21 protein-coding genes are annotated in these 25,156 nt (G+C 70.4%); 10 read left to right on the top strand and 11 right to left on the bottom strand.

Annotated features, from left to right (window positions below):
• The 4 genes from IPQ09_26045 to rodA all read left to right on the top strand — a co-directional run.
• Positions 1-223, top strand: a 223-nt coding sequence (locus IPQ09_26045) for a rod shape-determining protein MreC (GenBank protein MBL0197615.1), incomplete at its 5' end; no start/stop codon positions are given.
• On the top strand, positions 220-798 hold the full coding sequence (locus IPQ09_26040) for a hypothetical protein (GenBank protein ID MBL0197614.1): 579 nt from the start codon (positions 220-222) through the stop codon (positions 796-798). The genes IPQ09_26045 and IPQ09_26040, both read left to right, overlap by 4 nt.
• Positions 795-2,945, top strand: a complete 2,151-nt coding sequence (gene mrdA / locus IPQ09_26035) for a penicillin-binding protein 2 (GenBank protein MBL0197613.1) — start codon at positions 795-797, stop codon at positions 2,943-2,945. The genes IPQ09_26040 and mrdA overlap by 4 nt, the downstream gene beginning before the upstream one ends.
• A gap of 131 nt (positions 2,946-3,076) precedes the next feature.
• Positions 3,077-4,219, top strand: coding sequence for a rod shape-determining protein RodA (rodA, locus tag IPQ09_26030; GenBank protein MBL0197612.1), 1,143 nt, complete (start codon positions 3,077-3,079; stop codon positions 4,217-4,219).
• Between the two features lie 72 nt (positions 4,220-4,291).
• On the opposite strand, the gene IPQ09_26025 is transcribed toward rodA, so the two are convergent.
• The 4 genes from IPQ09_26025 to IPQ09_26010 form a co-directional block, all read right to left on the bottom strand.
• Entirely contained in the window at positions 4,292-5,182 is an 891-nt protein-coding gene (locus IPQ09_26025; protein ID MBL0197611.1) for a hypothetical protein, read from the bottom strand.
• A 170-nt stretch (positions 5,183-5,352) separates the two neighbouring features.
• Positions 5,353-5,862, bottom strand: a complete 510-nt coding sequence (locus IPQ09_26020; protein MBL0197610.1) for a biopolymer transporter ExbD — start codon at positions 5,860-5,862, stop codon at positions 5,353-5,355.
• Between the two features lie 40 nt (positions 5,863-5,902).
• Entirely contained in the window at positions 5,903-6,475 is a 573-nt protein-coding gene (locus tag IPQ09_26015; protein ID MBL0197609.1) for a biopolymer transporter ExbD, read from the bottom strand.
• Between the two features lie 116 nt (positions 6,476-6,591).
• Positions 6,592-7,236 (bottom strand): MotA/TolQ/ExbB proton channel family protein, encoded by a 645-nt coding sequence (locus tag IPQ09_26010; GenBank protein MBL0197608.1) that lies wholly within the window; start codon positions 7,234-7,236, stop codon positions 6,592-6,594.
• A gap of 704 nt (positions 7,237-7,940) precedes the next feature.
• On the opposite strand from IPQ09_26010, the gene IPQ09_26005 reads away from it, so the two are divergent.
• Genes IPQ09_26005 through IPQ09_25995 form a run of 3 tightly spaced genes read left to right on the top strand, consistent with a single transcriptional unit; the run spans position 7,941 to position 9,774 of the window.
• Positions 7,941-8,573: a MotA/TolQ/ExbB proton channel family protein gene (locus IPQ09_26005; GenBank protein MBL0197607.1), complete on the top strand. Its 633-nt coding sequence runs from the start codon at positions 7,941-7,943 to the stop codon at positions 8,571-8,573.
• Between the two features lie 12 nt (positions 8,574-8,585).
• Entirely contained in the window at positions 8,586-9,161 is a 576-nt protein-coding gene (locus tag IPQ09_26000; GenBank protein MBL0197606.1) for a biopolymer transporter ExbD, read from the top strand.
• Positions 9,162-9,168: 7 nt separating this feature from the next.
• Complete coding sequence (locus IPQ09_25995; protein ID MBL0197605.1) at positions 9,169-9,774, top strand: biopolymer transporter ExbD; 606 nt, start codon at positions 9,169-9,171, stop codon at positions 9,772-9,774.
• A 91-nt stretch (positions 9,775-9,865) separates the two neighbouring features.
• Here IPQ09_25995 and IPQ09_25990 read toward each other — a convergent pair whose 3' ends face one another.
• Genes IPQ09_25990 through IPQ09_25980 form a run of 3 tightly spaced genes read right to left on the bottom strand, consistent with a single transcriptional unit; the run spans position 9,866 to position 14,516 of the window.
• Complete coding sequence (locus IPQ09_25990; GenBank protein ID MBL0197604.1) at positions 9,866-11,737, bottom strand: glycerate kinase; 1,872 nt, start codon at positions 11,735-11,737, stop codon at positions 9,866-9,868.
• Entirely contained in the window at positions 11,734-13,029 is a 1,296-nt protein-coding gene (locus tag IPQ09_25985) for an HD domain-containing protein (GenBank protein ID MBL0197603.1), read from the bottom strand. Before IPQ09_25985 ends, IPQ09_25990 begins: the two co-directional genes overlap by 4 nt.
• The gene (locus tag IPQ09_25980; GenBank protein ID MBL0197602.1) at positions 13,026-14,516 is read right to left on the bottom strand and encodes a site-specific DNA-methyltransferase; all 1,491 of its coding nucleotides are present in this window, start codon (positions 14,514-14,516) and stop codon (positions 13,026-13,028) included. Before IPQ09_25980 ends, IPQ09_25985 begins: the two co-directional genes overlap by 4 nt.
• A gap of 124 nt (positions 14,517-14,640) precedes the next feature.
• Here IPQ09_25980 and IPQ09_25975 point away from each other — a divergent pair, with 124 nt between their 5' ends.
• Complete coding sequence (locus IPQ09_25975) at positions 14,641-16,716, top strand: hypothetical protein (GenBank protein ID MBL0197601.1); 2,076 nt, start codon at positions 14,641-14,643, stop codon at positions 16,714-16,716.
• A gap of 22 nt (positions 16,717-16,738) precedes the next feature.
• On the opposite strand, the gene lysA is transcribed toward IPQ09_25975, so the two are convergent.
• Complete coding sequence (lysA, locus tag IPQ09_25970; GenBank protein MBL0197600.1) at positions 16,739-18,088, bottom strand: diaminopimelate decarboxylase; 1,350 nt, start codon at positions 18,086-18,088, stop codon at positions 16,739-16,741.
• A 69-nt stretch (positions 18,089-18,157) separates the two neighbouring features.
• On the opposite strand from lysA, the gene pyk reads away from it, so the two are divergent.
• Entirely contained in the window at positions 18,158-19,567 is a 1,410-nt protein-coding gene (gene pyk, locus IPQ09_25965) for a pyruvate kinase (protein ID MBL0197599.1), read from the top strand.
• 56 nt (positions 19,568-19,623) lie between these two features.
• On the opposite strand, the gene IPQ09_25960 is transcribed toward pyk, so the two are convergent.
• The gene (locus IPQ09_25960; protein MBL0197598.1) at positions 19,624-21,318 is read right to left on the bottom strand and encodes an AMP-binding protein; all 1,695 of its coding nucleotides are present in this window, start codon (positions 21,316-21,318) and stop codon (positions 19,624-19,626) included.
• A 113-nt stretch (positions 21,319-21,431) separates the two neighbouring features.
• On the opposite strand from IPQ09_25960, the gene IPQ09_25955 reads away from it, so the two are divergent.
• Positions 21,432-21,905: a TIGR02266 family protein gene (locus tag IPQ09_25955; GenBank protein MBL0197597.1), complete on the top strand. Its 474-nt coding sequence runs from the start codon at positions 21,432-21,434 to the stop codon at positions 21,903-21,905.
• A 44-nt stretch (positions 21,906-21,949) separates the two neighbouring features.
• Here IPQ09_25955 and IPQ09_25950 read toward each other — a convergent pair whose 3' ends face one another.
• The gene (locus tag IPQ09_25950; GenBank protein ID MBL0197596.1) at positions 21,950-23,296 is read right to left on the bottom strand and encodes an MFS transporter; all 1,347 of its coding nucleotides are present in this window, start codon (positions 23,294-23,296) and stop codon (positions 21,950-21,952) included.
• Positions 23,297-23,537: 241 nt separating this feature from the next.
• A complete protein-coding gene (locus IPQ09_25945; GenBank protein MBL0197595.1) occupies positions 23,538-25,091 on the bottom strand; it encodes a protein kinase in 1,554 nt (517 codons plus the stop codon).
• Between the last annotated feature and the right edge of the window lie 65 nt (positions 25,092-25,156).

Below are 25,156 nucleotides of genomic sequence, written 5' to 3'. Positions count from 1 at the left end.
GGGCGATCTCCTGGTCACGAGCGGCAAGGGCAAGTGGTTCCCCAAGGGCCTGCCCGTGGCGAAGGTGACAAGGGTCGTCAAGCGCGAGCCCGGGCGCGACCAGGAGATCGAGGCCCAGCCCACCGTGAACTTCTCGCGGCTCGACGCCGTGCTCATCCTCGTCACGCCACCGGACGACGAGGAGAAGGCGGACAAGGCGCCGAAGGGGAAGGCGAAGCCGTGAGGTTTACGGCGTTCTTCGGCGCGGGTCTCGGCCTGCTCCTCCTGCAGTCGAACCTCTTCCGCGCGATCGTGGTGGCGGAGCGGGTGCTCTCGTCGCTCCTCTTGTGGCTGCACCTCTCCGATCACGAGGTACTGCCTGGCTTTCGTGCGGAACAAATGCTGCCGCTCGTGATCTACATGGGCGTCCACGAGTACTCGCTGGCCCGCGGCGCGGCGGTCGCCTTCGCGCTCGGGTACTTCACCGACCTCGTCGGCATCGCGCCCGTGGGGCTCTACACCTTCACCTACGTGGCGACCTTCGTGCTAGCGCGCGCCGCGGGAGTGCGCTTCGCCGCGCAGACGCGGTGGATGCAGGTGGTGCTCGCGCTCGTGTTCTCGCTCGTCCACTCGGTGATGGTCGTCATTCTCGTGGCCATCTTCTGGAAGGAGCGCGACGGCTGGATGCCGCGCATGATCGCGCCGATGGCGCTGCCGCACGTGCTCGCGACCAGCATGACGGCGCCGATCGTCTTCCGGCTCGCGCAGCGCATCCACGTGGGCACGCAGAACGCCCTGCGAGAGGGCGCTCCGCCATGAGCGATCGCCTCGTACCGCGCTCGGACGTCGGCGAATTTCGCAAACGTTACCAGTACATGGCACTGTTCGCGTTCCTGGCGTTCCTGACCATCGCCGTGCGGCTCTTCCAGCTCCAGGTGATCGAGGGCGGCGACTACGCGGCGCGCGCCCACGAGAACGTCATCCGGAGAGTTACGCTCCCGACCACCCGAGGCGTCGTGCGCGACGCCTTCGGGCGCGTGCTCGCGTCGAGCCGGGGCGCGTTCAACGTCTACATCGTGCCCGGCCGGGTGATGCCGAGCGCCCGGCCACCGCGGCGCTGGGGGAAAGACGAGCGCGACTCGTTCCCCCTCATCGCCGACACGCTCCGGCTGAACCCCGACGAGCGCGCGCGCCTCACCGCGCGCATCCGTGAGGCGTGCAAGACCGACGAGGACAAGTCCCCTTGCTGGCACAGCATCCTCGTACGCGAGGACGTGCCGCGCGACATCGTCGCAGAGATGAAGCAGCACGCGTGGGAGCTCGTCGGCAGCAGCGTGCTGAGCGCGCCGGTGCGCCTCTACCCCTACAAGAACCTAGGCTCGCACCTGCTCGGCTACGTGGCCCAGGTCGACGCGGAGACGCTCTCGAAGTTCCGGCCGGACGACTACAAGTCGATGAGCGCGGAGGACCGCGCGAAGGTGAACCCGCTCGGTTACGCGCCCGGCGACACGCTCGGCGCCACGGGCATCGAGCGCAGCTGGGAGGCCTATCTGCGCGGCCAGCGTGGCTGGGAGAAGCGCGTCGTCGACGCCCGCGGTCGCTACCGAACGGGCCCAGACGCCGAGCGCCTGCTCGACGCGCCGAAGCGTCAAGAGCCCCTCGCCGGCCGGGACCTACGGCTCACGATCGACATGGAGCTCATGCTGGGCATCGAGAAGGCCATGCGCAACGAGGTCTCCGGCGCGGTCGTGGTGGTCGACGTCCGGACAGGCCGACTGCTCGCGATGTACTCGAAGCCCGACTTCGATCCGAACGATCTCTCCGGCGGCGCGGGTCGCGAGCGCGTCCGCGAGACGTTCAACAAGCTCTACAACGACTCGCTGCGCCCCATGCTCGACAAGACCATGAGCGGCGCCTTCCAACCAGGGTCCACGTTCAAGCCCTTCTCCGCGCTCGCCGCGCTGGAGGCCAAGCTCGTGAACCCGGCCGAGAGCGAGCGCTGCGACGGCTTCCTGCTCTACGGCCGCCGCGTCTTCCGCTGCTCGCACGTCCACGGGCGCGTGAACATGCACGGGGCCATCGCCCAGTCGTGCAACGTCTACTTCTACAAGCTGGGCGAGACGGTCGGCATCGATCGGCTCGCGCACATCGGCGCGGAGTTCGGCCTCGGGCAGAAGACCGGCCTCGGCATCAACCCGGAGGCCCAAGGCCGCGTGCCTACGCGGTCATGGTACGCGCTGCGCTACCACGGGCAGTTCCGGATCGGCTACACGCTCAACTCGGCGATCGGCCAGGGCGCGACCACCGTGACGCCGCTGCAGCTCGGGCTCGCCTACGCGGCGATCGCGAACGGAGGCACGGTCTACACGCCCCAGGCCGTCCGCGCGATCGAGTCGTCCGAGGGGGCGGTGCTCCAAGACTTCCCGCCGCGTGTGCGGCAGCGCGCGCGCGTCACGCCGGCGAACCTCAAGCGCGTGACCGAGGCGCTCTACGCGGTCGTCAACGAGGAGCACGGCACCGCGTTCCCCGTGCGCGACACGTCGCTCGACATGGCCGGCAAGACCGGCACGGCGCAGACCGGGTACGTGGCGACGGGCAAGGACGACGCGAAGAAGGCCTGGTTCCTCGCGAAGGACCACGCGTGGTTCGCCTCGTTCGCGCCCTACAAGTCGCCGGAGGTCGCGGTCATCGTGCTCGTCGAGCACGGCGGCTCGGGCCCCACGATCGCCGCCCCCATCGCCGTGAAGGTGGTCCGCGAGTACACCCGGCTGCGCGCGCTCCGTTCGGGCAAGCCTGCGCTCGTCGGACCCGCGCCGCCGAAGCCGCGCCCCGCCGCCGCACCGACCCAGCCGCTCACGCCGGACCTGCCCTCGCCGGCGCCCGCGCAGGAAGACCCGGCCGATCCGCTCCCGCCCCCCACCCCGGTGGTGCCGACGGTGCTCCCGCCGGACGAGGCGCCACCGTGAGCGACACCGCCACCACCACCACCACCACCACCACCACCACCACCACCGCCACCACCACCACCCACCACCACCACCACCACCACCGCCACCACCACCGCCACCACCACCCGCACGACCGGAGGGACAGCGCCATGATGCGAGACTGGGGCCTGTCGAACCGAGGGTCGGCGCAAGCGCGCGAGCACTTCGACTGGACGCTCTTCCTGGCGAGCTCGATGCTCGCCGTGGTCGGCGTCATCAACCTCTACTCGGCCACGAGCGCCGCGCGCGCCGCGCTCTCGGACATCTACATACAGCAGATCTATTGGCTCGTGCTCGGCGGCATCTTCGCGACGATCGTTTGCGTCGTGGACTACCGCCACTACGAGCGCCTCGGCTACCTGCTCTACGCCCTCGGCATCGTGCTGCTGCTGCTCGTGTTCATCCTCGGGAAGGACATCCGCGGGAGCTCGCGATGGATAAACATTGGGAGCTTCAGCTTCCAGCCGAGCGAGTTCACGAAGATCTTCCTCATCATCGCGCTCGCGAAGTACCTTCACGACGACCCCAAGAGCGAGGGGCGGACGCTGGGAGATCTCCTCGTGCCGGCGCTCATCGCCGCCGTGCCGACGCTGCTCGTGCTGAAGCAGCCCGATCTCGGCACCGCGCTCATTCACGGGCTCATCTTCACGACCATCTGCCTGCTCACCCGCATCAAGTGGCGGAGCGTCGTGCAGCTCGTGCTCGGGGTCGGCGTCGCGCTCCCCCTCGCGTGGGCGTACGGCATGAAGGACTACCAGAAGAAGCGCATCACCACGTTCTTGAACCCCGAGGAGAACCTGCTCGGCTCGGGCTGGCACGCCCACCACGCGCGCGTGGCCATCGGCGCGGGCGGCGTCACGGGGCAGGGCTTCATGAAGGGCACCCAGAACCAGTTTCACTTCCTACCCGACCAGCACTCCGATTTCCCCTTCGCCGTGTACGCGGAGGACTGGGGCTTCCTGGGCGGCGTCTTCTTGGTGTTCCTCTACGCCTTCCTCGTGCTGTGGGCGATCCGAGTGGCCTCGTCGGCGAAAGACCGCTTCGGCGCGGTGCTCGCGATCGGGTGCGGCGCGCTCATTTTCTGGCACGCGGTCTTCAACCTCGGGATGGTGACGGGCCTCCTCCCGGTCGTCGGCGTGACCCTCCCGCTCTTCTCCGCCGGCGGCTCGAGCGTGCTCACCATCATGATGTCGCTCGGCCTGCTGATGAACGTGTCGATCCGGCGCCACGCCACCACGGGCGGGCTCATGTAAGCCCTCGACTCGGGCTTCACCACCGGGCGCGGGAGGGCGCACGCGGGCGCCAGCGACGCGGCCGACGCAAGGTCAGGGCTTCTTCAGCTCGCCCCAGACCGCCTGCGCCAGCGCGCAGTTGTTCACCTGCCGCTGCATCGCCGCGCGGGTCTCGGGGTCGGTCATGGCGTGCTCTCCGGCCATGAAGAACCGCCCCTCGGCGGTGCGGCGGAGGCGCGCGAGCACCTCTCGCGTCTTCAAGCTCACGAGCACGACGCGCGCGGGGTGGGACGTGGTCTGCAGCTGCTCGACCGTGGGGACCCCGCCGTCGGCCTCGGCCTTCGCCTCCGGCGTGTCCTCGTCGAGGACCAAGAGGAAGAAATGGGCCCGCCTCACGATCTCGATCGCGAGCGGCAGCTCGGTGTTCTGGGCCTTCTCGTACTGCTGGCGGAACACGCGGAGGCGCATCTCGTTGTCCGCGGACTTCACCTCGGACACCCAGCGGTCCTCGAGCACCCGCGCCGCCGCGTACGCCTGACGCAGGTTCCAAGGTCTGTCCTCGGCGGCGCCCGCGTCCGCGCTCGGCGCCCGGCCGCCCTTCAGGAGGCAAGCGGAGAAGCCATCCTTCTGGGAGTCCTCGGCGGCGCGGCGCAGCGTCGCCGCGTCGGCCGCCTGGGCGAGGCGAAGGCGAAGGTAGATGCCCGGGAGGGCGCGGAAGTCCCACGTCGCGGCCTCGGGCTTCACGAGGTCACCGGCGTACGGCTCCCGCGCGTTCTCGAGCGCGATGCCCTCGACGAGGTCGCGCACCGGGCCCCACTCCTTGCCGACGGTCACGGCGGCCGCGCGCTGCTTGCTCAGCAGGTCACTGCGCGCCGCGTCGAGCTCGCGGTTCGAGGTGAGGTACGCGGCGATGATGACCGCGAGGACCCCGCCGCCGACGAGCAGGAAGAAGGCCGACGTGGGCTTCCCGAACTTGCGAGCCATGCGCTCCTCGCGCATGACCGCGACCGATTTGAGTCCGCGCTCTACCATCACGCCTCCATGCCGCGCCGCGGGGGAGGGGCGCCCACGGCGGGCGCCGCTCCAAACAGAAACAGCCGCCCGGGAGACCGAGCGGCTGCCTGGTCGAGGGCGCCAGCGAGGGCGCCCGCCGACTACTTCTCCTTCGGGATCATGTTCACCATGAAGCTCACGTTTGGGTAGCCCGAGAAGGCCGCCGTCTGGAAGACGCTCTTCACGACGATGGCGGGCACATCCTGGTCGATCTGGAGGACGACCACGCCCGGGAACTCCTTGTTCGGGTGGAGCTGTTTCCAGAGCTCGCGCTTGCCCTTCAGCACGTTGAAGAGCTCGTCGATGCGTTGGAGGCGCTTGGAGTCCTCGATCGCGCGGGTGTTCCCCGCGAGGTTGCCGTCGACCAGGATCTGGCTTCCGGCGATCGCGACGAGCGGCGCGTCGATCATGTCGAGCGTGTTCTCCGCCTTGGGCAGCGTGACGCCCTTCGCGACCGTGGTCTCGCCCGACGCGGAGAACGTCATGAGGAGGAAGACGACGGTGACCACGAGGAAGTCGATCATGCTCGTGAGCGACAGCGCCGCCGCGATCGAGCGCTTGCCCCCGCCCGTCACCTTGTGCTGGACGAACTTGAGGGGGATGAAGTGCATCAGGCGTCGGCCTGGTTGTGCGATGGTCATGCCAGTCTCCTCAGTTCACCGCGAACGTGACGTTGAACGCGGGCACCTTCTCGGCCTTGCCGCCAACGGTGTAGTCGCGCTTCGCCTTGTAAATCGCGTCGATGGCGCCAACGAGGTAGACGTACTGGGTCTCGTTGTCGGTGTGCAGCACGGCCTGGTCGAACTTCTTGTCCGAGCCCTCGCGGTGCGTGCCGGTGGTCTTCCACTCGGCCTCGATCTTCGCCGCCAGCTCGGGATAGCGGACCACCTTGGTGGAGCCTTCCTTCTGGACGTTGTCCTTGCGGGGCACGTCGGTGGTGTTCACCACCGTGCCGCCCTGCTTCCACACGAGCTTGAAGTTGTTCGGGTCGTTCATATGAACGTGGAGCTGCTTCTCGGGCTCGACGGTCACTTGCTCGTCCGGTCGCGGCGGGCCGGGCACCTGCGCGTCCGCGTTCAAGCGCGCCATCTGCGACCAGACGGCCGTGATGAGGAGGAATGAAATCGTGACCATCAAGAGGTCGATGAACGGAATCATGTTGACCTCCGAGTCCATCGCTCGTCGGCCTTTTCCGCCCCCACCGCCTACGTCTACGCCTGCCATGATAACTTCTCCACCGATTCGAGTTCGAGGCGAAGGCCCGCGGACACCCCGCGGACCCCCGGCTCACCAGCTGGCCTGGCTACGAAACTCCGCGTCGAGACGACGCGCCTCGGCGCTCACGCGCTGAGGTTGACCTTCTGGCGGTTCGTGACCACGAGGTTGAGCACCTGGACGCTCGCCTCGTTGATGTCGTCCTCGAGCTGCTGGGTCTTGCCGTTGAGCACGGCGAACCCGATGAGGCCCATGAGGGCGACGATGAGGCCGAACGCGGTGCAGTTCATGGCCTCGCTGATGCCTTCCGCGAGGATGCGGGCCTTCTGGCTCGGGTCCACGCTCTCGCCGGAGACGGCGCCGAAGCTCGTGATGAGGCCGGCGACGGTGCCGAGGAGGCCCGTGAGCATCGAGAGGTTCGCCATGAGAGCGAGGTAGCCGGTGCGCTTCGCGATCTTGGGGATCTCGCGGAGGGCGGCCTCGTCCATCGCGGCCTGGACCTCTTCGTCGGGGCGGTTCACCTTGACGAGACCCGCCTGGACGATGCGCGCGAGGGGCGCGTTCGCGGCCGAGCACATCTTGACGGCCTTCGCCACGTCACCCGCGAGGATGCACTTCTGCATCGTGGCGAGGAAGACGTCCTTGTTGATGGACGATCCATACAAATAGATGGCGCGCTCGATGATGATGCCGATCGTCACCATGGACCAGAAGAGGATGACCCACATCATCTTCCCGCCCTCTTGAAAGTGCTTCCACATGCCAGCCATCTGAATCCTCCACTCGGGGCGGCGACCGCCGTTGCTTGAGCGCGACACTGCGGCGCGACTCACTGGTTCGACCTGCTAGAACGACCACGCGTACTTCGGTAGCGTCCGGCGCGCGGACGATATCTGAACCCCCCGACACGACGCAAGCCTCACGTTGGGTGAGACACACATTGGTCGGGAGGCGCGCAGAATTGCCGCTAGGACGCCTCCCGTCAAACAGAACTTTGGAAAAATATCAGGTACATGCCGTCTTCGAGGGGGGGCGAAAAATTACAGCGCTCATGCTGAATGGACGTCCAGCGACGTCGCGGCGGGGGCGCCGCGTCAGGTTGAAGGACCGGCGCCTCGGGCCGTCGGGCCCCGCTCCGCGAGAGGTCGTCGGCCCCATCAGAGCGGCCCCACCCGGAGGGCGCGAGCGTTTGGGGAGGAGCGGGCTTTTCGTTTGCTGAGGCGTTGACTTCGCCGATCCAAGCCTTGTATCGTCGCGAAGATTAGGGCGTGAGCGCGGTCGTTCACGGTCCGTGGTGTCGTAGGTTTCCGTGGTTTCGCTTCGGCGATTCGGTATGTTGGTTCGCGAGTCTGCGCTGAGGCTGTCCTACGGCACGGAGCCGTCGGCGCGACGCGCGAAGGTATAGAAAGGAGCATCGGGGATGTTCGTTGTCCTTCTGAGTGAAGGTAAGGCCGCAGCATCGGGCAGCGGCGGCTTGATGGAGGCGTTCAAAGAGAACCCCGTCTTCCTGTCGTTCAACCTGGTGGTGAGCGCCATCGTGCTCGCGGTCGTCGTCGAGCGCGCCGTGTTCCAGCTCGGTAAGTACCGGGTCAACTCCAAGGAGTTCTTCGCGCAGATCAAGAAGCTCGTCACCGCGGGCAATATCGATCGCGCGATCAAGCTCTGCGACGCGGGCGATTTCCCGACGCTGCAGCTCGTGAAGGCCGGCCTGACCAGCGCGAGCAAGGGTCCGGACGAGATCGACGCGGCGATGAGCGAGAAGATCAGCGACCTGAAGCCCGCGGTGGAGAAGCGCATCGGCTCTCTCTGGTCGCTGGCCAACATCGCGACCCTCATCGGTCTGCTCGGCACCGTCGTTGGCCTCATCCACACGTTCGCCGCCGTCGCCGATCCCAACCTGTCCGCCGCCGATCGCCAGCGCGTCCTCGCGAACGGCATCGCGGAGGCCATGTACAACACGGCGATGGGCCTCGGCATCGCGGTCACGTGCATGATCGCGCACCTGGTGCTCCACCAGCGCGCGAAGAACATCACGCACGACCTCGAGGCGACCCAAGAGCGCGTGTTCAACCTGCTCACGATCCAGACCCGCTCTGGGAACTACTGACCGAGGCCCACCATGGCGGAGGTCCCCGAAAAGCTAAGCGCGTCGCAGCGTGCGAAGGTGCGCCGCCTCTCTCAACCGAAGGAGCTTGCTCCTGACGAAGAGGGTGGCGAGCTCAACATCGTCCCGTTCCTCGACATCGTCACGAACGTTCTCATGTTCGTGCTCGCGACGATCTCCGTGACGTTCACCGCGACTATCGACAGCTATCCGCCGCGCGCGGGAGGCGGGGCGCGAGCGCCAACGACGAAGACCCTGAGCCTCACGGTCATCATCGTGAACGAGGGGTTCAGCATCAAGGCCGCGGGCGGCAACGTGGCCCCTGGCTGCGCCGACACGGGGCCTGGCATCGCCATCCCGAAGAAGGGCAGCGAGTACGACTACGACGGGCTGCGCTCGTGCGCGGCGAAGCTGAAGGCCTCGTCTCCGGACTTCGCGAACGAAGAGCAAGTGACCGTCAGCGCGAACCCCAACATCCCCTACCAGACGGTCATCGGCGCCATCGACTACCTCCGTGATGCGCCCAACCCGCAGGACCCCACCAAGACCATGAAGTTGTTCCCCGAGATCAACTTCGGCTTGGCAAGGTAAGGACTCGATGGCCAATCAAGCCCCCGCCGCCCGACCCGTGCTGGTGCCGCAGAAGGCCGCCAGCATGGCGACCTACAAGCGCGAGCTCCGCAAAGCGATCCGGAAGAACTCCGCCGAGCCAGAGATCAACTTCCTCAACATCACCGCGATGTTGGACATGATGACGATCATCCTCGTCTTCTTGTTGAAGAGCATGAGCTCGCAGTCGGCGTCGCTCCCGAAGTCGCAAGACCTGACGATGCCGAACAGCCTCCTCACGACGGAGGCCTCGCAAGACGGCCTCGCCGTGCTGGTCTCGAAGTCCTCGATCATCGTCGACGACGCTGAGGTCTGCAAGGTGCCGGCGGACGCCACCCACGGCGTCGAGGCGCGCTACAAGCGGAACGGGCCGAACGACCTGTTCATTCAGCCGCTCGCGGCCTCGCTCCAGCAGTGGCGCGAGCGAGACCGCCAGATTCGCCTCGCGACCGGCAAGGACGCGAGCTCCAGCGAAGCCATCCTCATCGTCGACAAGGACACCCCGTACCGCTTGTTGGTCGAGGTGCTCTTCACGCTCGGCCAGGCCGAGTTCGCGAAGTTCCACTTGATGGTGATGCAGGCTCCGAAAAAGTAGCGTTGCTCGCCGGTTCCCTCGCCTCGCCTCGGGCTCACGTCCGAGGCGCGGGTGTTTTGTGGCCATTCGAGGTCGACGCCGGGACGCGTGATCACCGCGCAGGATCGCGCGCGAGCACCACGAGGTCGGCCAGGTTGTGGCCCTTGGGCACGGCCACCGAGGTGCCGAGCGCCTCGTGGAGAGCGCCAGTGTCGAAGGCCCGGAGGGCCGCTCGCACGCGAGGCGCCGAGGGGAAGTCTTCGCGTCGCACCCACGCGCCCGCGTGGCCGCTCGCGCCGTCGACGCCGTCCGTCGCGAGGCACAGCAGGGAGACTCCGGCGGGCAGTCGCGGGCCAACCCTGGCGGCCAGGTGAGAGGCCCGGCCGCCTCGGCCCCGCTGCGACGCGAGCTGGGGCAGGCGCAGAGTGCACTCGCTCGGGAACACCCTCACCTCGCCGCGCTCGAGGGCGCGCGACGCCGTGGTGAGCCAAGCCGCCGCCTCGTCGACATCGCCCACGAGGGGGTCGCCCACCGTCAGCTGCGAAGGGGCCAAGCGCTGCGTGAGCCGCGTGGCGACCCGGCGCGCGAAGAGCTCCGGCGACAGCAGGAGCTCAGATGTGGCGAGGGCCGCCTCGCGGTCGCGCGGGCCCACGCAGGCCGAGAGTGGGATGCCTCCCGGCCACGAGCCGAGCCACCGCGCGATGGCTCGCTGGGCGGCGCGGAGACCGGCGGGGGACGGGAGCGAAGGCCCCGAGCCCACGTCGGTCCTTCGGCCCCCGATCACGTCGGACACGATGAGCGTGTGGACGGGGGACGGATAGGCGGCGCGCAGGAGCCCGCCCCCTTTGACGCGCGAGAGGTGGCGCCGCACGAGGTTGATGTCCGTGATGGGCGCGCCCGACGAGAGCAGCGACGCCACCACGGTGCGCTTCTGCTGGAACGACAGCCCCTGCGCGGGGGCCGCGAGGAGCGACGAGGCCCCGCCGGACAGGAGCACGAGCACGGGGCACTTCGCGCCCGCCACCAGGCGGAGCGCGCGCTCCGCGGCGTCGACGCTGCGCGCGTCGGGAACGGGGTGAGGAGCCGCGCACACGGTGAGCCCGCGGCGCGCGACGGGCCCCCTCGCGCCCTCGGGGTGCACGACGAGAGCGCGGCGTACTCGTGTGCCGAGCGCGTCGAGGGCCGCCTCGGCCATCGGGGTGGCCGCCTTCCCCACGGCCACGACCACCACCGGGCCGTCCCCGGCGACGGCGCCTCGCGGCCGCGCGAGCGCGCGTCGGACGAGCGCGTCGGGCGCGTACTCGGAGAGGGCCGCGAGGGCGACCTCGAGCAGCGGCGACGACCTCCAGGAGCGCTTCATCGCAGGATCCCGGCGAAGGCGATCTCGTGCCACGCGAGGCCGAGCGTGAGGAACGCCGCGCGCTCGCGCTCGGGCCCTGCGAACGACGCCTCCGACACCCAGCGGTCTGAGAGGCGCACCCCCGTGCGCGGTGAGAAAGAGGCCCTCGGCGTGGGCGAACAGCGGGAGCTCGAGCCCGAGGCTCGCTTGGACTCCCATTCGCGCGCCGAACCCGGCCGCGGGCGGCTGCGCGAAGAAGGCGCCGAGCTCAAGGCCGAACGAGTCGACGAGCAGGTCGAGCGTGGGGCTCCCGCTCTCCAGCCCCTGAAGCCAGCGAACGACGAACAGCGGTCGAAGCTCGACCCCGGTCGCGACCTGCCGAGCGGGGTCGGCCGCGCGCTGCAACGAGTCCTCGTACGTCACGAAGACGCCGGCCATACTGAGGTACCGCGCTCGCAGGTCGAGCGTCGGCCGTACCCCGTACGACGCGACCGTGACCCCAGCGCCCGGCGCGAGCTCGAGGTCGCCCTCGACGCGCCCGTAGCTCGTGTCGCCGCCAGCGTGGGCGACGCGCGACGCCCCCGCCAGCCCGAGCACGACGGCGACTGCGGTGAGACGGCGCGCACGCGCGCGCAGTGCGCTCACGCGAGCCCCAGCGCCTGCGTGACCTCGCTCCGGAGCTCGGGGGCGAGCACGATGCGCACGCGCTCCAGCACCTGACCGGCGAGGCGGGCGAGCAGGAAGGACACCTCGGAGAGGGGGCGCGCCGGCCCCTTCGCGAAGACCACGCGAAGCGGCTCCGCCTCACCGCCGAACGGCGTGACGGTCGCCGAGTCGAGGCCCACATGGACGCTCGGATCGAAGCCCCGCGCCACCGCGATGCCGCGAGCGATCTCGAGGGCCTCCTCGCGCGCGCCCGGCAGCGCCTGCTCGCCGAACAGCTCGATGGTCTTGTGGAGGCGCCGGCGGCGCACCCGGCGGCAGAGATCCGCGAGCGGCGGATCGTCGGCCTCCTCCCACGCTTGGAGCGCCACCCACAGCACGCCGTCGTCGAGGGCAAGGTAGTCGTCGAGAGAAGGCGGCGCGCCGCTCGCCGAGAGCGCGATCGCGCGGGGCGTGCCCGGGAGGCGCACGCCGTCGGCGACGAGGGCGCTCGCGCGAGCGAGGATCGCGCGGATCATCCACTCGGCCGAGCGGGTGGCCTTGTGCAAATACACTTGCTGAAACATGAACAGTCTCGCGAGGATAAACGCCTCTATCGCGGGCAGCCCCTTCGCGCCATCGACCGCGAGCCTCGGGGCGGAGCCGTCCGCTGGCGAGGGCGCAAAGCGCAGGCTCCGGAGCAGCCAGTCGAGGTCATAGAGCCCATAGCGCACCCCCGTCGCGTGAGCGTCGCGGAGCAGGTAGTCGCAGCGGTCGACGTCGAGCGTGCCGCTGACGGCCTTGGCCAAGTAGCCGAGCGGATGCTCGCCGCGCACGAGGGCCGCCACGCGCGCGGGCATGCCCGGATCATGGCGGGCGAGCACGCGGTGGACGTCGGTCTCGGGCGCCATCACGATGCGCTCGGTCCACACCTCGTGGTTCGTGCAGCCGGGGATCGCGTCCTCGAACAGGTGCGAGAGCGGGCCGTGACCCACGTCGTGGAGGAGGGCCGCGGCGAGCGCATCGCGGCCAAGGTCGGTCGTGATTCGCTGCCAGTACGGGAGCTCCTCGTGGATGCGCCGCAGGCGCACGAGCAGCTGCTTCATGACGTACGCCGTGCCCACGGCGTGCGCGAAGCGCGTGTGCTCACCGCCGGGGAACGCCATCGACGCGACGCCGAGCTGCCGGATACGCCGGAGCCGCTGCACCTCCGCGGTGTCCATCAGCTCCTCGACGATGCGCTCCTCGTCGGTCTCGAACGCGACGAGGCCGTGGACCGGATCGCGGAGTATCATCGTCGCACCTCGAGCCGCGCGTGCCCGACGCGGCCGTCGTCGGCGTAGACCTGCACCGCCAATGGACCGCCCGCCCACGCGACCGTGGTCTCGCGCGCAGCGGGCGTGACCCGCTTGCCGAGCGAGCGCTCGGAGTGCCACGTCGGCGAGAACGGGAAGAGCGCCGTGGGCGCCGGATCGATGGCCCAGGCGAGCGGCTCCTCGGGCTCGACGAGGCGAACGATGGCCTCGCCGCGCGCGCCTCGCTCGGCCGTCGCGACGACCGGGAGGGCATCCATCGCGGGCAGCGCCGCGTCGCGTGAGACCTCGAGGCGAGCGCCCGCGCGCAGCAGGCGCGCCCGCGCCGTCGCGATCGCCACCGCGCCCCCATCGCCGAGGATCGCGCGACGGCCGGTGCGAAGCGCCGCCTCCCCGGTCGTACCGCTACCGGCGAACGCGTCGACCACCAGGCCCCCGGGCGGGGATCCGGAGAGCAGTACGCGCTCGAGGAGGGCGACCGGCTTCTGCGTGGGGTAGCCGGTCCGCTCGGACGCGGCGGCGTGACGGAGCGGCGGGATGTCGTTCCAGAGCGCGTCGACGCGTCGCTCGCGGACGTACCCGGTCTCCTCGTCGCCCTGGAGGAAGTACTTCACGTAGACCTTGCCCGAGGGTGCGCGGAAGATTCGCCCCTCGGCCTCGAGCCGCTCCACGGAGGCGTCGGTGTAGTCGCCTCGCGGCGCCGTGGTGAACGCGCGGCCCTCGGCGTCGAAGCGCACCGCGCCCCGCGCGATCGGCTCGGGCCGCGTCGGCGGTACGAGCCGCGCGTCGGGACCCCCATAGACAACGAGGGTGTCCAGGGTTCGACCGAACTGGCCGCTCGCCGCCTGACGCCCGAGATTAGGGGCGCGCTTCCATACGATTTCATTGAGGAACGCGTCTTTACCGAAGATCTCGTCCAGGAGCACGCGCACGAGGTAGGACGCCCGCCAGTCGAGATGCACCCAGAAGGTGCCGGTAGGCGCGAGGAGGGCGGCGAGCGCCTCGAGGCGCGGCGCGAGCATGCCGAGATACGCCGCGAGCCCGCCCGAGCCCGCTGGGCCGCCGCGGGCCCACCGGTCGCCGTAGGCCGGCGCGCGCCGCGTGCGGCCGTCCGCCGTGCCGTCGAGACGAGCCTCGAGGGAGTAGTCCGCGTCGGAAAAATAGGGCGGATCGAGGTACACGAGGTCTACACGGCCCGCGAGCCCCTCGCGCGTGAGCGCGCCCGCGAGCGCGAGGGCGTCCCCGTGGGCGAGCCGCACGTCCGGCGCCTCGCGGTGTCGTTCGACGACGTGGAGGTCGGCGGGCGGCGCCTCGGCCCGCGCGCCGTCGTCACGGCCAGGCCAACAGAGCCGAACCTCCGAACGCGCCACGTGAGGGGTCGCGGCGCCGAGCGCTCGCTCCCCGCGCTCCCGCTCCTCCCCGTCGTTCCCGTCCTGCGCCGTGCGCGCGCGCGTTCGCGGTCTGCCCACGCGCAGAGGCTACGGAGATTGTGGCCTCACCGGAACGAGAAAAGCGCGCCGCCGACCGAACGCGGCACCCCCGCCAGCACGGGATTTCGCGCGAGAGTCGCTAACTTGAGCTACACTTCGCTCCGTGCGCGCTCCCCCGGAATCCGCCTCTGCGCCACTTCGGCTGACCGACGTCCTCGGGGCGCTCCCCAAAGCCGAGCTCGACAACCTCATCCTTAGGCTGGGCGTTCGCATCGACCCGGCCAAGCGTCTGGACGTGCCCGCCCAAGTGGCGCGGGCCCTGGTGCAGCTCCCCGATCTGCGCGATCCGAGCCGACTGCCCCCGTCGAGCATCGAGCTGCTCCACCGCGTCGCGGAGGCCAACGGCGTGCTCTTCGTGACGGCGATCCCCGCCGCGCTCGAGCCGCTCGCGGCGCGCGGCCTGGTCTTCGCGCGCGGAAAGAAGGGCGCGATCGAGCTCATCTTGCCGACCGCCTATCTCATCCAGCTCCGCTCCTGGGAAGGCGAGGACCCACGCGGGCTCCGGGCGCTGCTCGCGCAGGCCCCATTCGAGACCGCGAGCGCCGTCGCCGCGCACTATCTGGGGCGACCCGCGACCCCGCCGGTGTCGTTGTCGCTGGAGGCGGCGTGGGAGTGCCTCAGCGAGCCGGAGCGCCTCGCGGAGGAGCTGGCGCGGCTCGCGCCGACGGAGCGCGCGGCCCTCGAGGCGATCGAGCAGCAGGGTGGCGAGGTCGAGACCGACGAGCTGCTCGAGATCGAGCGAGAGCCGCTCCGCATGCGCACGGCCCAGGGCCCCACACAGACCCGGCGAGGCGTGGGGTTCTCGCTCGAGCGCCGCGGCTTCCTGCTGCCCGTGCACCCGAATCGACACATCGTTCCCAGCGAGATCGCGCGGATCATCGGCGCGTCCCAGCACGAAGGCCGCGAGCGACGCCGGCGCGACCTGCGGAGCTTCGTGCTCGGCGGGGATCATGCGCCGCGGCGCGCGCGCTTCAGCGAAGACCCGGGGGCCCTCGCGCTGGGCCTCGCCCTCGCGGTCCGCGAACCTGGGTCCGAGATCAAGCCCACGCTCGGGACGCCGAAGTCGCTCGTGCAGAAGCTCGCCCTCCGCTTCGGGCGAGAGCCGGGCCAGGTGGCCATGCTCGTGGCGCTCTCCCGCGCCATCGGACTATGGGACGTGGGCGCCCTCTCCGCGGCCAGCCCGCCGGGGGCCCACCGGCTGGGCGAGCTCGCGCCCGCGCTCTTCCAGGCCTGGCTCCGCGGCGGCGCGTGGGACGAGGCGCGACCAGACGCCGAACAGCTACGAATCGGCCCCGAGGCCCGCGACGGGAGCCCGGTCGGCGTCGTGCGGCAGATCGTGCTCGAGGCGCTGCGCGACCTGGGCTCTGACTGGCTCCCGCTCGACGCCGTGACGAGCTACTTCGACAACGATCACAGCGTGCCCGGGCTGGTGCGGCTCTTTCGCCGTTGGTGCGAGCGGGTGGGCATCGAGCCGACGGCGCCTCGGGCGGCGGCCCATCGGGTCCTCATCGAGAGCCTGCCTGCGCTCGGCGTGCTCGACCTCGGCGACGAGGACGAGGGGCGCCTCTCGCTTCGCATCACCCCGCGGGGGCGCGCGCTGCTCTCGGGCGGAGCGGTCCAGGGCGACGAGCCGCGGTCCAAGTTCCTCGACACCCACGTGCTCCGGCTCGGCCCGCGCGCGCGCGTCGCGGCGGTGCTCTGTGCCGCGAGCTTCGTCGAGGTGGGGCGAGTCGGCGCCACCCTCGACCTGCTCGTGGCGCCGCAGACCCTCGCGCGGGCCCTCGCCGCGGGCGTCGAGGCCGACGTGCTCAGGCAGCGCATCGAGGCGCTGGCGCCCCTGCCCGAGTCGCTCTCGCGCACGCTCGAGGCCGCGAGCCTCGTGCTGGGCAGGGCCACCTTCACCGGCGCGAGCGGGTTCCTCTGGCTCGAAGACGGAGAGGTGCGGGAGCTGCTCCTCCGGGCGAAGGCCACCCAAGACCTCTTCGTGGATCCTTCACCGCGAGGCGGGCTGCTCGTGCAGCCAGGGATCGACCTCGATCGCGTCGCCCGGCGCTGCCGCTCGGTCGGCGTAGAGGTGCTCGCCGACGGGATCGTCGTGCGCGCCCGCACCGCGGCGCCCCCGCCCGTCGCGCCGCGGACGAAGTCGTCGGCGCGGCTGCAGAAGCAAGACAAACCTTAGCAATATCAGCGCTCTGCAGCGCTCACTCCTCACGGAGCGCGAGCGCCTCGGCCGCCCACGCCGCGAGCGGCGCGCGCTCTCTCAATGCCACGACACGACCCCCGCGCACGAAGACCTCGGCCGCGAGCGGGCGCCCATTGTAGCGGCTCGCCATGCTGAAGCCGTACGCGCCCGCGTCGAGGAGCGCGACCGCGGCGCGCGCCCCCTCGAGCTCCCCCGTGGCCCTCGTAGGGAGGGCGTGGAATCCGAAGTCGTCCGAGCTCTCGCACACCGGCCCGACGACGCGGACGGCGCGAGTCGGCCCCCCCGGCGCGCCGAGCGGGGCGACCCGGTGGTTGGCCTGGTAGAGCGCCGGGCGCATGAGGTCGTTCATGCCAGCGTCGATCATGAGCCAGCGCCGCGCGCCGGCGATGTCTCGCCCGCCGCCCTCGAAGCCCTCGTCGTCACGGGGCGCGTCGGTCTTGCGCTGGAGCACCGAAGCGATGAGCACGCCGTGGGCACCGACGAGGCTCCGACCGGGCTCGACCACGTGGGTGAGGTGCTCGAGCCCGTGGGCGCGCGCGCGTGCGCGGGTCCGCCGCACGAAGTCGGCGGGGCGCACGGGACAGCCCGCCCCGTAGTCGATCCCGAAGCCGCCGCCGGTGTCGAGGGTGCGGAGACGCGCGCCCCTCGCGAGGGCCTGGCGCGCGAGCCCAAACAGCACCTCGGCGCCGCGCTCGTAGGCGTCGGTCGAGACGAACTGGGAGCCCACGTGGCTCGACAATCCAAAGAGATCGAGCTCCGGGCGCGCCGCGACGGCCGCCAGGGCCTCGCCGAAACGCGCGAGGGGTACGCCAAACTTCGCCTCGTCGTGCCCCGTCGCGATGTTGGCGTGGGTGGCGATCTCGTCGGGGTCGAGCCCCGGGTTCACCCGCAGAGACACCCGCGCGACGCGGCCCAGCGCGCGCGCGCGCGCGGCCACCCTCGCGATCTCCTCGACGCTCTCGAGCTGCACCGCGAGGATGCCCCTATCGCCTGCCCCGAGCGCCAGGTCGAGCTCCTCGTCGCTCTTCGCGACGCCGCTCATCACCACGCGGTCCGCTGGGATCCCTGCCCCGAGCGCGAGCAACAGCTCGCCCCCGCTCACCACGTCCGCGCCGAGGCCGAGCTTCGCGAAGCTCCGCACGATGGGCGCCGCGCTGTTCGCCTTCACGGCGTAGGCCACGAGGTGTGGCGCGCCCTCGAAGGCCTCGGTGAGCGCGCGCGCATCGGCGTCCATCGCGTCGAGATCGTAGACGTAGGCCGGAGTCCCTACCTCCGCGCTCCTCGCGAGCTCCTCGAGGACCACGCCCCCCAACAGCAGCCGGCCCCGCTCGTCGCGCGTCGTTGACACGGTGCGTTCATACCACGCGCGCGATTTATTTCCGTCGTCACGCCAGAGAGAGGTGGCATGGTGCGGGCCATGGTCATCCGACGCGCGAAGCTGCTCTGCACCCTCGGCCCGGCGTGCGACACCGTGGACGGGCTGCGCGCGCTCATCGACGCGGGCATGGACGTGGCGCGCTTCAACTTCTCCCACGGCACCCACGAGGAGCACAAGATGCGCCTCGACCGGCTGCGCCAGGCGAGCGAGCTCTCGCGAAAGGCGGTCGGCGCGCTGCAGGACCTCTGCGGCCCCAAGATCCGCACCGGCAACTTCGCGGCCTCGTTCACGCTGCCCACCGGCGTCGAGGCGACGCTCGTGGAGGGCGACTACTCGGCCGACGAGCGGGTGGTCCCGATCAACTACGAGGGCCTCGCGGGCGACGTGCGCGTGGGCGACAAAATCTTGTTCGACGACGGGCGAATGACGCTCGATGTCCGCGCGATAGAGGGCGACCGCGTCCGGGTGTTCGTGGAGCAGGGAGGCGGAATGCGCAACCACGTCGGCGTGCATTTGCCGAGCAAGACGATGCGGGTCTCCGCGCTGACCGAAAAGGACAAGGAGGACCTCGACTTCGGGCTCTCGAACGGCGTCGACTACGTGGCGCTCTCCTTCGTGCGCCGCGCGGACGACCTCCGCCTCGTGCGGGACATCTGTGAGGCGTACAACAAGCCGACGCCCATCATCGCGAAGATCGAGACGCCCGACGCGGTGGAGAACCTGGAGAGCGTCGTGGCGGCCTCCGACGGCGTGATGGTGGCGCGCGGCGATCTCGGCGTCGAGTTCCCGCCCGAGCGGGTGCCCGTGATCCAACGCCAGATCCTCATGGTGGCGCGACGGGTCCGGCGCCCGGTGATCGTCGCCACGGAGATGCTCCAGTCGATGACGAAGGCGACGCGTCCAACCCGCGCCGAGGCGAGCGACGTGGCCAACGCGGTCTTCGCGGGCACCGACGCCATCATGCTCTCCGGCGAGACGGCCACCGGCGACCACCCCACCCTCGCCGCATCGATGATGAGCCGCCTCGCGACGGAGGCGGAGACCTCGCCGTTCTTCGAACACCAGCCCTACACCTCCCGCGCGACGAGCGTCCCGGAGGCCGTGGCGCGCGGGGCCGTGAACACCGCAAAGGAGATTGGCGCGCGCTTCCTCGTGGCGTTCACCGAGACGGGCTCGTCGGCGCTCAACGTGAGCCTCGCCCGCCCGGCGATGCCGATCGTCGCGTTCTCGCCCAACGAGAAGACCCGCAGGCGCATGGCGCTGTATTGGGGCGTGATCCCACGGAAATGCCCTGCGCTCAGCGACACCGACAAGCTCGTCGACTGGTGCACGGGGGACCTGCTCGCGACCGGGCTCGCGTCCCCTGGCGAGCGTGTGGTGCTCGTCTTCGGCGCGCCCATCGGGGTCTCCGGGAGCACCAACTCGATCCGCGTGCACGTCCTCGGCTGACCGAGGCGCGCGCGCAGGTGAGGCGCGTCAGGCCATCGAGGCGTGCGGCGTGAGCCTCAGGAGGGGCGCTCCAGCGGCGCGACCGACGCGAGCGCGCCCTTCAACACCTTGCCGGTGGGGTTCCTGGGCAGCGAGGCGAGCGTGACGAGCTCCCTCGGAACCTTCGCGCCCGAGAGCACGCCGCGCAGCCAGAGGGTGAGCTCGCCGTGGTCGAGCGTCGCGCCGTCGCGCGGCACCACGTACGCCCGGACGCGCTCGCCCCACTCCTCGTCGGGGACGCCGACGACGGCGGCCTCCGCGACGTGGGGGTGCGCCTCGAGGGCGCACTCGATCTCCACGGGGTACACGTTCACCCCGCCCGAGATGATCATGTCGCGCTTGCGACCCTCGATGAAATAGCGCCCGTCGGCGTCACGCCGCGCCAGGTCGCCGACGGAGAAATATTCGTCGCGCATGCTCTGCGCCGTGGCCGCGTCGTCTCGGTGGTAGCCCGCCACGAGCATCTTGTTGCGCACGTAGAGCTCGCCGACCGCGCCCGGGGCGACCGGCAGGCCCGCGTCGTCGAGGAGGAGCACCTCGTTGCCCGGCAGCGCGTGGCCGATGGTCCCGGGCGCGGCGCGCAGATCGGCGGGCTTGGCCAGCGTGACGAGGCCCGTCTCGGTCGCGCCGTAAAAGTTGTAGAGTACATCTCCATAGGCGTCCATGAACGACGTCGCGAGCGAGGCCGACAGCGGTGCACCCCCGGAGAACACGACGCGGAGAGAGCGCGCGTCGTGCTCCGCGCGCAGCTCCGGTGGGAGCGCGAGGACGCGGTGAAGCATCGTCGGCACCACGGCGGTGGTGGTGACGCGGTGGCGCGCGACAGCCGCCAGGAACGCCTCCGGCTTCCACTCTTCGAGCAGCACGGCCGTGGCCCCCGTGATGTGCGAGAGCGAGAGGAATCCGTACGCCGTCGAGTGGTACATGGGGCACGCGACGAGGTGCACGTCACCTGCGCGGAGCGGGGTCTCGAGCAGGAAGCGGACCGCGCCGGCGAGGGTCTCCTTGGGAAACTTGCGCACCGCGCCCTTGGGCTTGCCGGTCGTGCCCGACGTGTAGACGACCACGGCCGCCTCGTCGTCGGCGCCCACCTCGGCCTCGTACCGACCACGCTCCGCGTAGAGATCGTCGAACGGCGTGACGAGGGCGCCCCCCACCGCGCCGCCCCCGTGGCCGACAGCGTAGACGTTGCGCGCGACGACCGGGTCCGCGAACGCGCGGCTCGCCTCGTCGACCACGCCGAGGAGCGCGGACTCCACCACGAGCGCGCGCGCGCCGGAGTGGTTCACGAGGTACGCGAGCTCCTCGGGCTGCGAGCGCCACGACACGGCGACGGCGGCGGCCCCTAGGCGCGCGCACGCGGCCGACACCAGCAGAAACTCCGGGCGGTTCTTGAGCATGACGAGCAGGCTCTTGCCCCGCCGCACGCCGCGCCGCCGTAGCCCGCGCGCGACGCGGTCGATGCGATCGTCGACCTCGCGGAAGGTCCACGCCACGTCGCCCTGCACGACGCCGAGGCGATCGGGGATGTTGGCCCCGTGGATGCGGTAGATGAGCGACGGGTTCTGCGCCCCGCGGAGGAGCGCGCGGGCGAGCTCGACGCCGCCCTCTCGTCGCAGGTCCCAGAGCATGCCCGTCTCCTGCGCGAGGCGCGCCACGAGGTACGCGCGCTCGGGCAGATCGCGGGCCCGGTCCAAGAGAGAGGGGAGCATTGCTCGGGAGACTATCAGCGGGCGCGACGCGAAGCAGCGCCGCCGCGCCGCGAGGTAGCGCTCGGCCCCCACGACCCGGTGACGCCTGCACGAAACCCCGTATACTCGCGCGCATGGTGTCCGCGCCCCCGCCCCCTCCGTCTGAGACCAACGTGGGGGTGGACGCCGCCGACCTCTCGATCGAGCAGCGTCAAGACGACGCGCGCGGCCCCATCTCGCTGCGTGTAGATTACAAGCGTCTGAACTCGTTCTTCGCGGACTACACGAAGAACATCTCGCGCGGCGGCACCTTCATCCAGACCGATCGCCCGCTGACGGTCGGCACCGAGTTTCTCTTCGAGCTCGGCGTGCCCGTGACCGATCCCGCGCTAGGCGATGGCCGCTTCAGGCTCTCCGGCGTGGTCAAGTGGGTGGTCAAGGCGAGCGAGGCGAGCCCCGGACGCCCGCCGGGCATGGGCATCCGCTTTCTCTTCCCCGACCGGGCCGACGAAGAGCGCCTCACCGCGTTCGTGCGGAAGCTCATGCAGCTCTCTCTAGGCCGCCACATCGCCGACCGCCTCATGGCGAAGGGGCGCGTGGTCGGGTAGCGCCGCGCGGCTGAGGTCGCGCGCCCCCGGAGGACCTGGAGGCTTCAGGCGGTCTCGGCCTCCGACTCCGCGGGCTTCGCTGCCTTCGTGCCCAACCCCGCGAGGACCCACCTGCGCGCGAGCAAGAGGCCGATCGGGCTCGCGAGCGCGATGAGCCCGTAGATGAGCCACATCATCTCCGTGTGCTGCGGTCCGCTCTTCGGGCAGAAGCGCTCGAGCACCCAGCCCGAGTAGAACCCCGTCGTCGTCTTCGCGACGAACCACGGGAGGTTGGCGATGCCCATGTACTGCGCCGTGCGCCCCGGCGGGGCGAGCTCGGCGGCATACTCGAGGAAACGCGAAGACCAGAGCGCCTCGCCGAGCGAGAACACGCAGAAGTAGGCGATGAGCATCGGCGTGCTCGGGCCGCCGCACAGCAGGAACGTCGCCATGGCGCTCACACCGGAGCCGAGGATCATCATCGTGAGCACGTGCGCTCGCTTCGTCAGCGCCGTCAGGAGGGGCACCCCGAAGAAGATGATGATCGGGTTGACCGAGTCGACCAGCCACTCCATGCGATCCCCGATCTCCTTCGGATACGCGCGGAGGACGTACTCGGGCATCGTGAGCCACTGGTGCGCGAAGAGCGTCCGCACGGGGAGCAACATGAAGATGAAGAACATGAAGCGCGTGTCGCGGAAGGGCGAGGCGGTCACGACGGCCTTCTCTCCCTCGCCGGTCGGGGCCGCGTCGATCAGACGGACGACGTTGGCCTCTGCCTTCTTCGTCATCAACGCGCCGAACACCAGGAGGGTGACCACGGTGATGGCGAGGCACACCCAGTTCACCGCGTTGAACCCCGAGAGGGCGCTCGTCCCCGCCTTGTGCTTCTCGTCGAACGTAGTCCGCACGCCCGCGGAGATGGGTCCGATGAGCGCCGCGCCGAGGTTGAAGAACGAGTAGAGGACGGCGTACCCCATCGCCCCGTTCTTCTCGTTCGTGTACTTCTTCACGCCCGCGTAGGCGATGGGCTGCAGCACGCCCTCGCCGAGCGCGACCACGATCAGCGACACCGCGAGGAGCACCGCTCCGCCCACGAAGGGCGCCGAGCCGTAGAGCGCCCGGCCCACGATGATGAGGAACAGCGCGAAGAGGATCCCCTTGCGGATCCCGAGCTTGTCCTCCGCGGGCTTGCCGACGAAGAGCATCACCAGGGTGAGCGCGCCGGTGAACACGGACACCCAGGTGCTCGCGAGCGCCGGGGAGATGCCGATGTCCTGCGAGATGTACGGTTTCATCAGCGGCAAGATGCCGAAGTAGGCCATCGACTCGAGGCTGAACGCGAAGATGACGAGCCACAGCGCCCGGGGCGCGCCGCGGAGCGCCTTGAATGCGTCGAGAAATTCCCTCACGGGGCCGTCGTATCGAAGGTTTCGCCTGGCGCCAAGGAGCGTCTTCGCGCGAGGCACGAATGACCCGCTTGCCCCCCGGAGAGCCCGCGACTCGCTCCGTCCCCGCGCCCGGCGACGCGGGCGCGCCGGACTCCTCCCCGCAAGTGGGAACCGTCCCAAGCCCGAAGTGCCCGTGGCTCGGTGAGCGTGGGACCTCGCCGACTCTCGAGTACTGGGCCATCGAGCGGAGCTCCCTCGAGGCTCAAGGGCACTTGCGCGCCGCCCGCAGCTCCGCCGCATGCCGCGCGCAGTAGGCGCCTGTCTCGCGGCACGCCGTGAGCAGAAGCTGGAGGTCTGCGCAATTGAGGGATTCCGTGCGCGGGAGGAGCACCGCCCTCACCTTCTCCCAGTCGCCCTGCGTGGGGCGCTCTGGGACCGTCCCGGCGTCGGGCCCGGCCACGAACGTCGGGAGCAGCCGGTCGTCGATCGACGGCGCCGCGGGAGCCAGCGCCGCGGGGGCCCGCGACGCAGGGGCCCACGCCGGGGCCTCGTAGACCGGCACGGGAAGCGCGGGCGCGACGGGCCGTTCGGCGGGTCGCTCGCTCGGGAGTTGCGACAGCGCGGCGGCGGGGGGCTCCTCCACCGGAGCGCGGCCGAGCCCGTCGACGACCGCCACGATAAGCGAAATGCCCGCGAGCGCGCCGCCGAGCGCCACGGCGATCGGCGTCATCGAGGGCGGCTCCGAGGTCGGCGCGCTCGCCATCGCGCGGGTCGTCGGCGCGGCGCTGAACGGCGCGAGGGGCACGAGGGGAATAACCGTCTGCCCAGGGCCGTACATCCGCTCGGTCGATTGCCTCGCTGGCCGCGGCGGGTCCGGCGCGGTGTCCGTCAGGCTCGGCGCCCAACGGGTCGGCGCGGCCTCAAGCTTCGTCGCGAGGATGGGCTGGAGCGCCGCCCACGCCTCCCGAGCGTCAGCGAAGCGAGCTTCGGGCGCTCGGCTGAGGCACCGAGCAAACCAAGCGTCGAACGCCGGACCGAGGTCAAGCGCGCGCCCACTCGCCCGGGCGCGCTCGCTCGCGCGCGGGATCGGATCGAGGAGCAGCTCCCGCAGCAGAGCCGCGATCGCGCCCTCGTTGGCGGCGTTCCAGAAGCTCGCCCCGGTCATCGCGTGATAGACGATCAAGGCAAGCGCCCACACGTCGGCTCCTGGTGTGAGCGGCGTGCGCGTCGTCTGCTCGGGCGCCATCCACCGAGGCGACCCGAGCGGCTCGGTGCTGCTGTTCTTCGCGGTCTCGCTGCTGAGCTGAGCGATGCCGAAGTCGAGCACCTTCACGAAAAGGTCATCGCCCGCTCGGCGAGCTGTCGCGATGAACACGTTCTCGGGCTTCAAGTCGCGATGAACGACGCCGGCGCCGTGCGCGGCCGAGACTCCGTGAAAGAGCTGCTCGAAGATCCGGCGCGCCTCATCACGCGAGAGCGGTCCGGTCGCGTTGATCTTCTGCGCGAGGTCCTGGCCTCGCAGGAGCTCCATCACGAGCCACGGCGCTCCCGTCGCCGTATCGATTCCGGCCGCGTGAACCTCGACGATGTGGTCGCTGTCAATCCGAGCGCCGACCGTCGCCTCTCGCTCGAAGCGCGCTCGAAAGGCGGGGCTCTCCACGAGATCGGGGTGCATGAGCTTCAGCGCGCGCTGCTTGCCAGTGCTCACCTGGTCCACGACGTACACGGAACCCATGCCACCGGCACCGAGCCGCCTCACGATGCGGTATTCGCCGGCGAACACCGACCCGGCCGCCAGGCGCAAGTGGCCACTCATCGCGCGGCCGCCTGGGGCAACGTTGGCAGTGACACCCCACCATCTCATCACATCCAAGGTGGCCG

This window comes from Myxococcales bacterium, from assembly GCA_016720545.1.
Taxonomy (GTDB): Bacteria; Myxococcota_A; Polyangia; order Polyangiales; family Polyangiaceae; genus JAAFHV01.
This window is presented reverse-complemented; position numbering and strand designations above follow the sequence as displayed.

Coding starts and splice junctions, on each gene's coding strand:
- pyk (MBL0197599.1), top strand. CDS start 18,158: ATGGTCATCCGACGCGCGAAGCTGCTCTGCACCCTCGGCCCGGCGTGC.
- IPQ09_26015 (MBL0197609.1), bottom strand. CDS start 6,475: ATGGCAGGCGTAGACGTAGGCGGTGGGGGCGGAAAAGGCCGACGAGCG.
- IPQ09_25985 (MBL0197603.1), bottom strand. CDS start 13,029: ATGATACTCCGCGATCCGGTCCACGGCCTCGTCGCGTTCGAGACCGAC.
- IPQ09_25955 (MBL0197597.1), top strand. CDS start 21,432: ATGGTGTCCGCGCCCCCGCCCCCTCCGTCTGAGACCAACGTGGGGGTG.
- IPQ09_26025 (MBL0197611.1), bottom strand. CDS start 5,182: ATGGCTCGCAAGTTCGGGAAGCCCACGTCGGCCTTCTTCCTGCTCGTC.
- IPQ09_26000 (MBL0197606.1), top strand. CDS start 8,586: ATGGCGGAGGTCCCCGAAAAGCTAAGCGCGTCGCAGCGTGCGAAGGTG.
- mrdA (MBL0197613.1), top strand. CDS start 795: ATGAGCGATCGCCTCGTACCGCGCTCGGACGTCGGCGAATTTCGCAAA.
- IPQ09_26020 (MBL0197610.1), bottom strand. CDS start 5,862: ATGCACTTCATCCCCCTCAAGTTCGTCCAGCACAAGGTGACGGGCGGG.
- IPQ09_25960 (MBL0197598.1), bottom strand. CDS start 21,318: ATGCTCCCCTCTCTCTTGGACCGGGCCCGCGATCTGCCCGAGCGCGCG.
- IPQ09_25945 (MBL0197595.1), bottom strand. CDS start 25,091: ATGAGTGGCCACTTGCGCCTGGCGGCCGGGTCGGTGTTCGCCGGCGAA.
- rodA (MBL0197612.1), top strand. CDS start 3,077: ATGATGCGAGACTGGGGCCTGTCGAACCGAGGGTCGGCGCAAGCGCGC.
- IPQ09_25995 (MBL0197605.1), top strand. CDS start 9,169: ATGGCCAATCAAGCCCCCGCCGCCCGACCCGTGCTGGTGCCGCAGAAG.
- IPQ09_26010 (MBL0197608.1), bottom strand. CDS start 7,236: ATGGCTGGCATGTGGAAGCACTTTCAAGAGGGCGGGAAGATGATGTGG.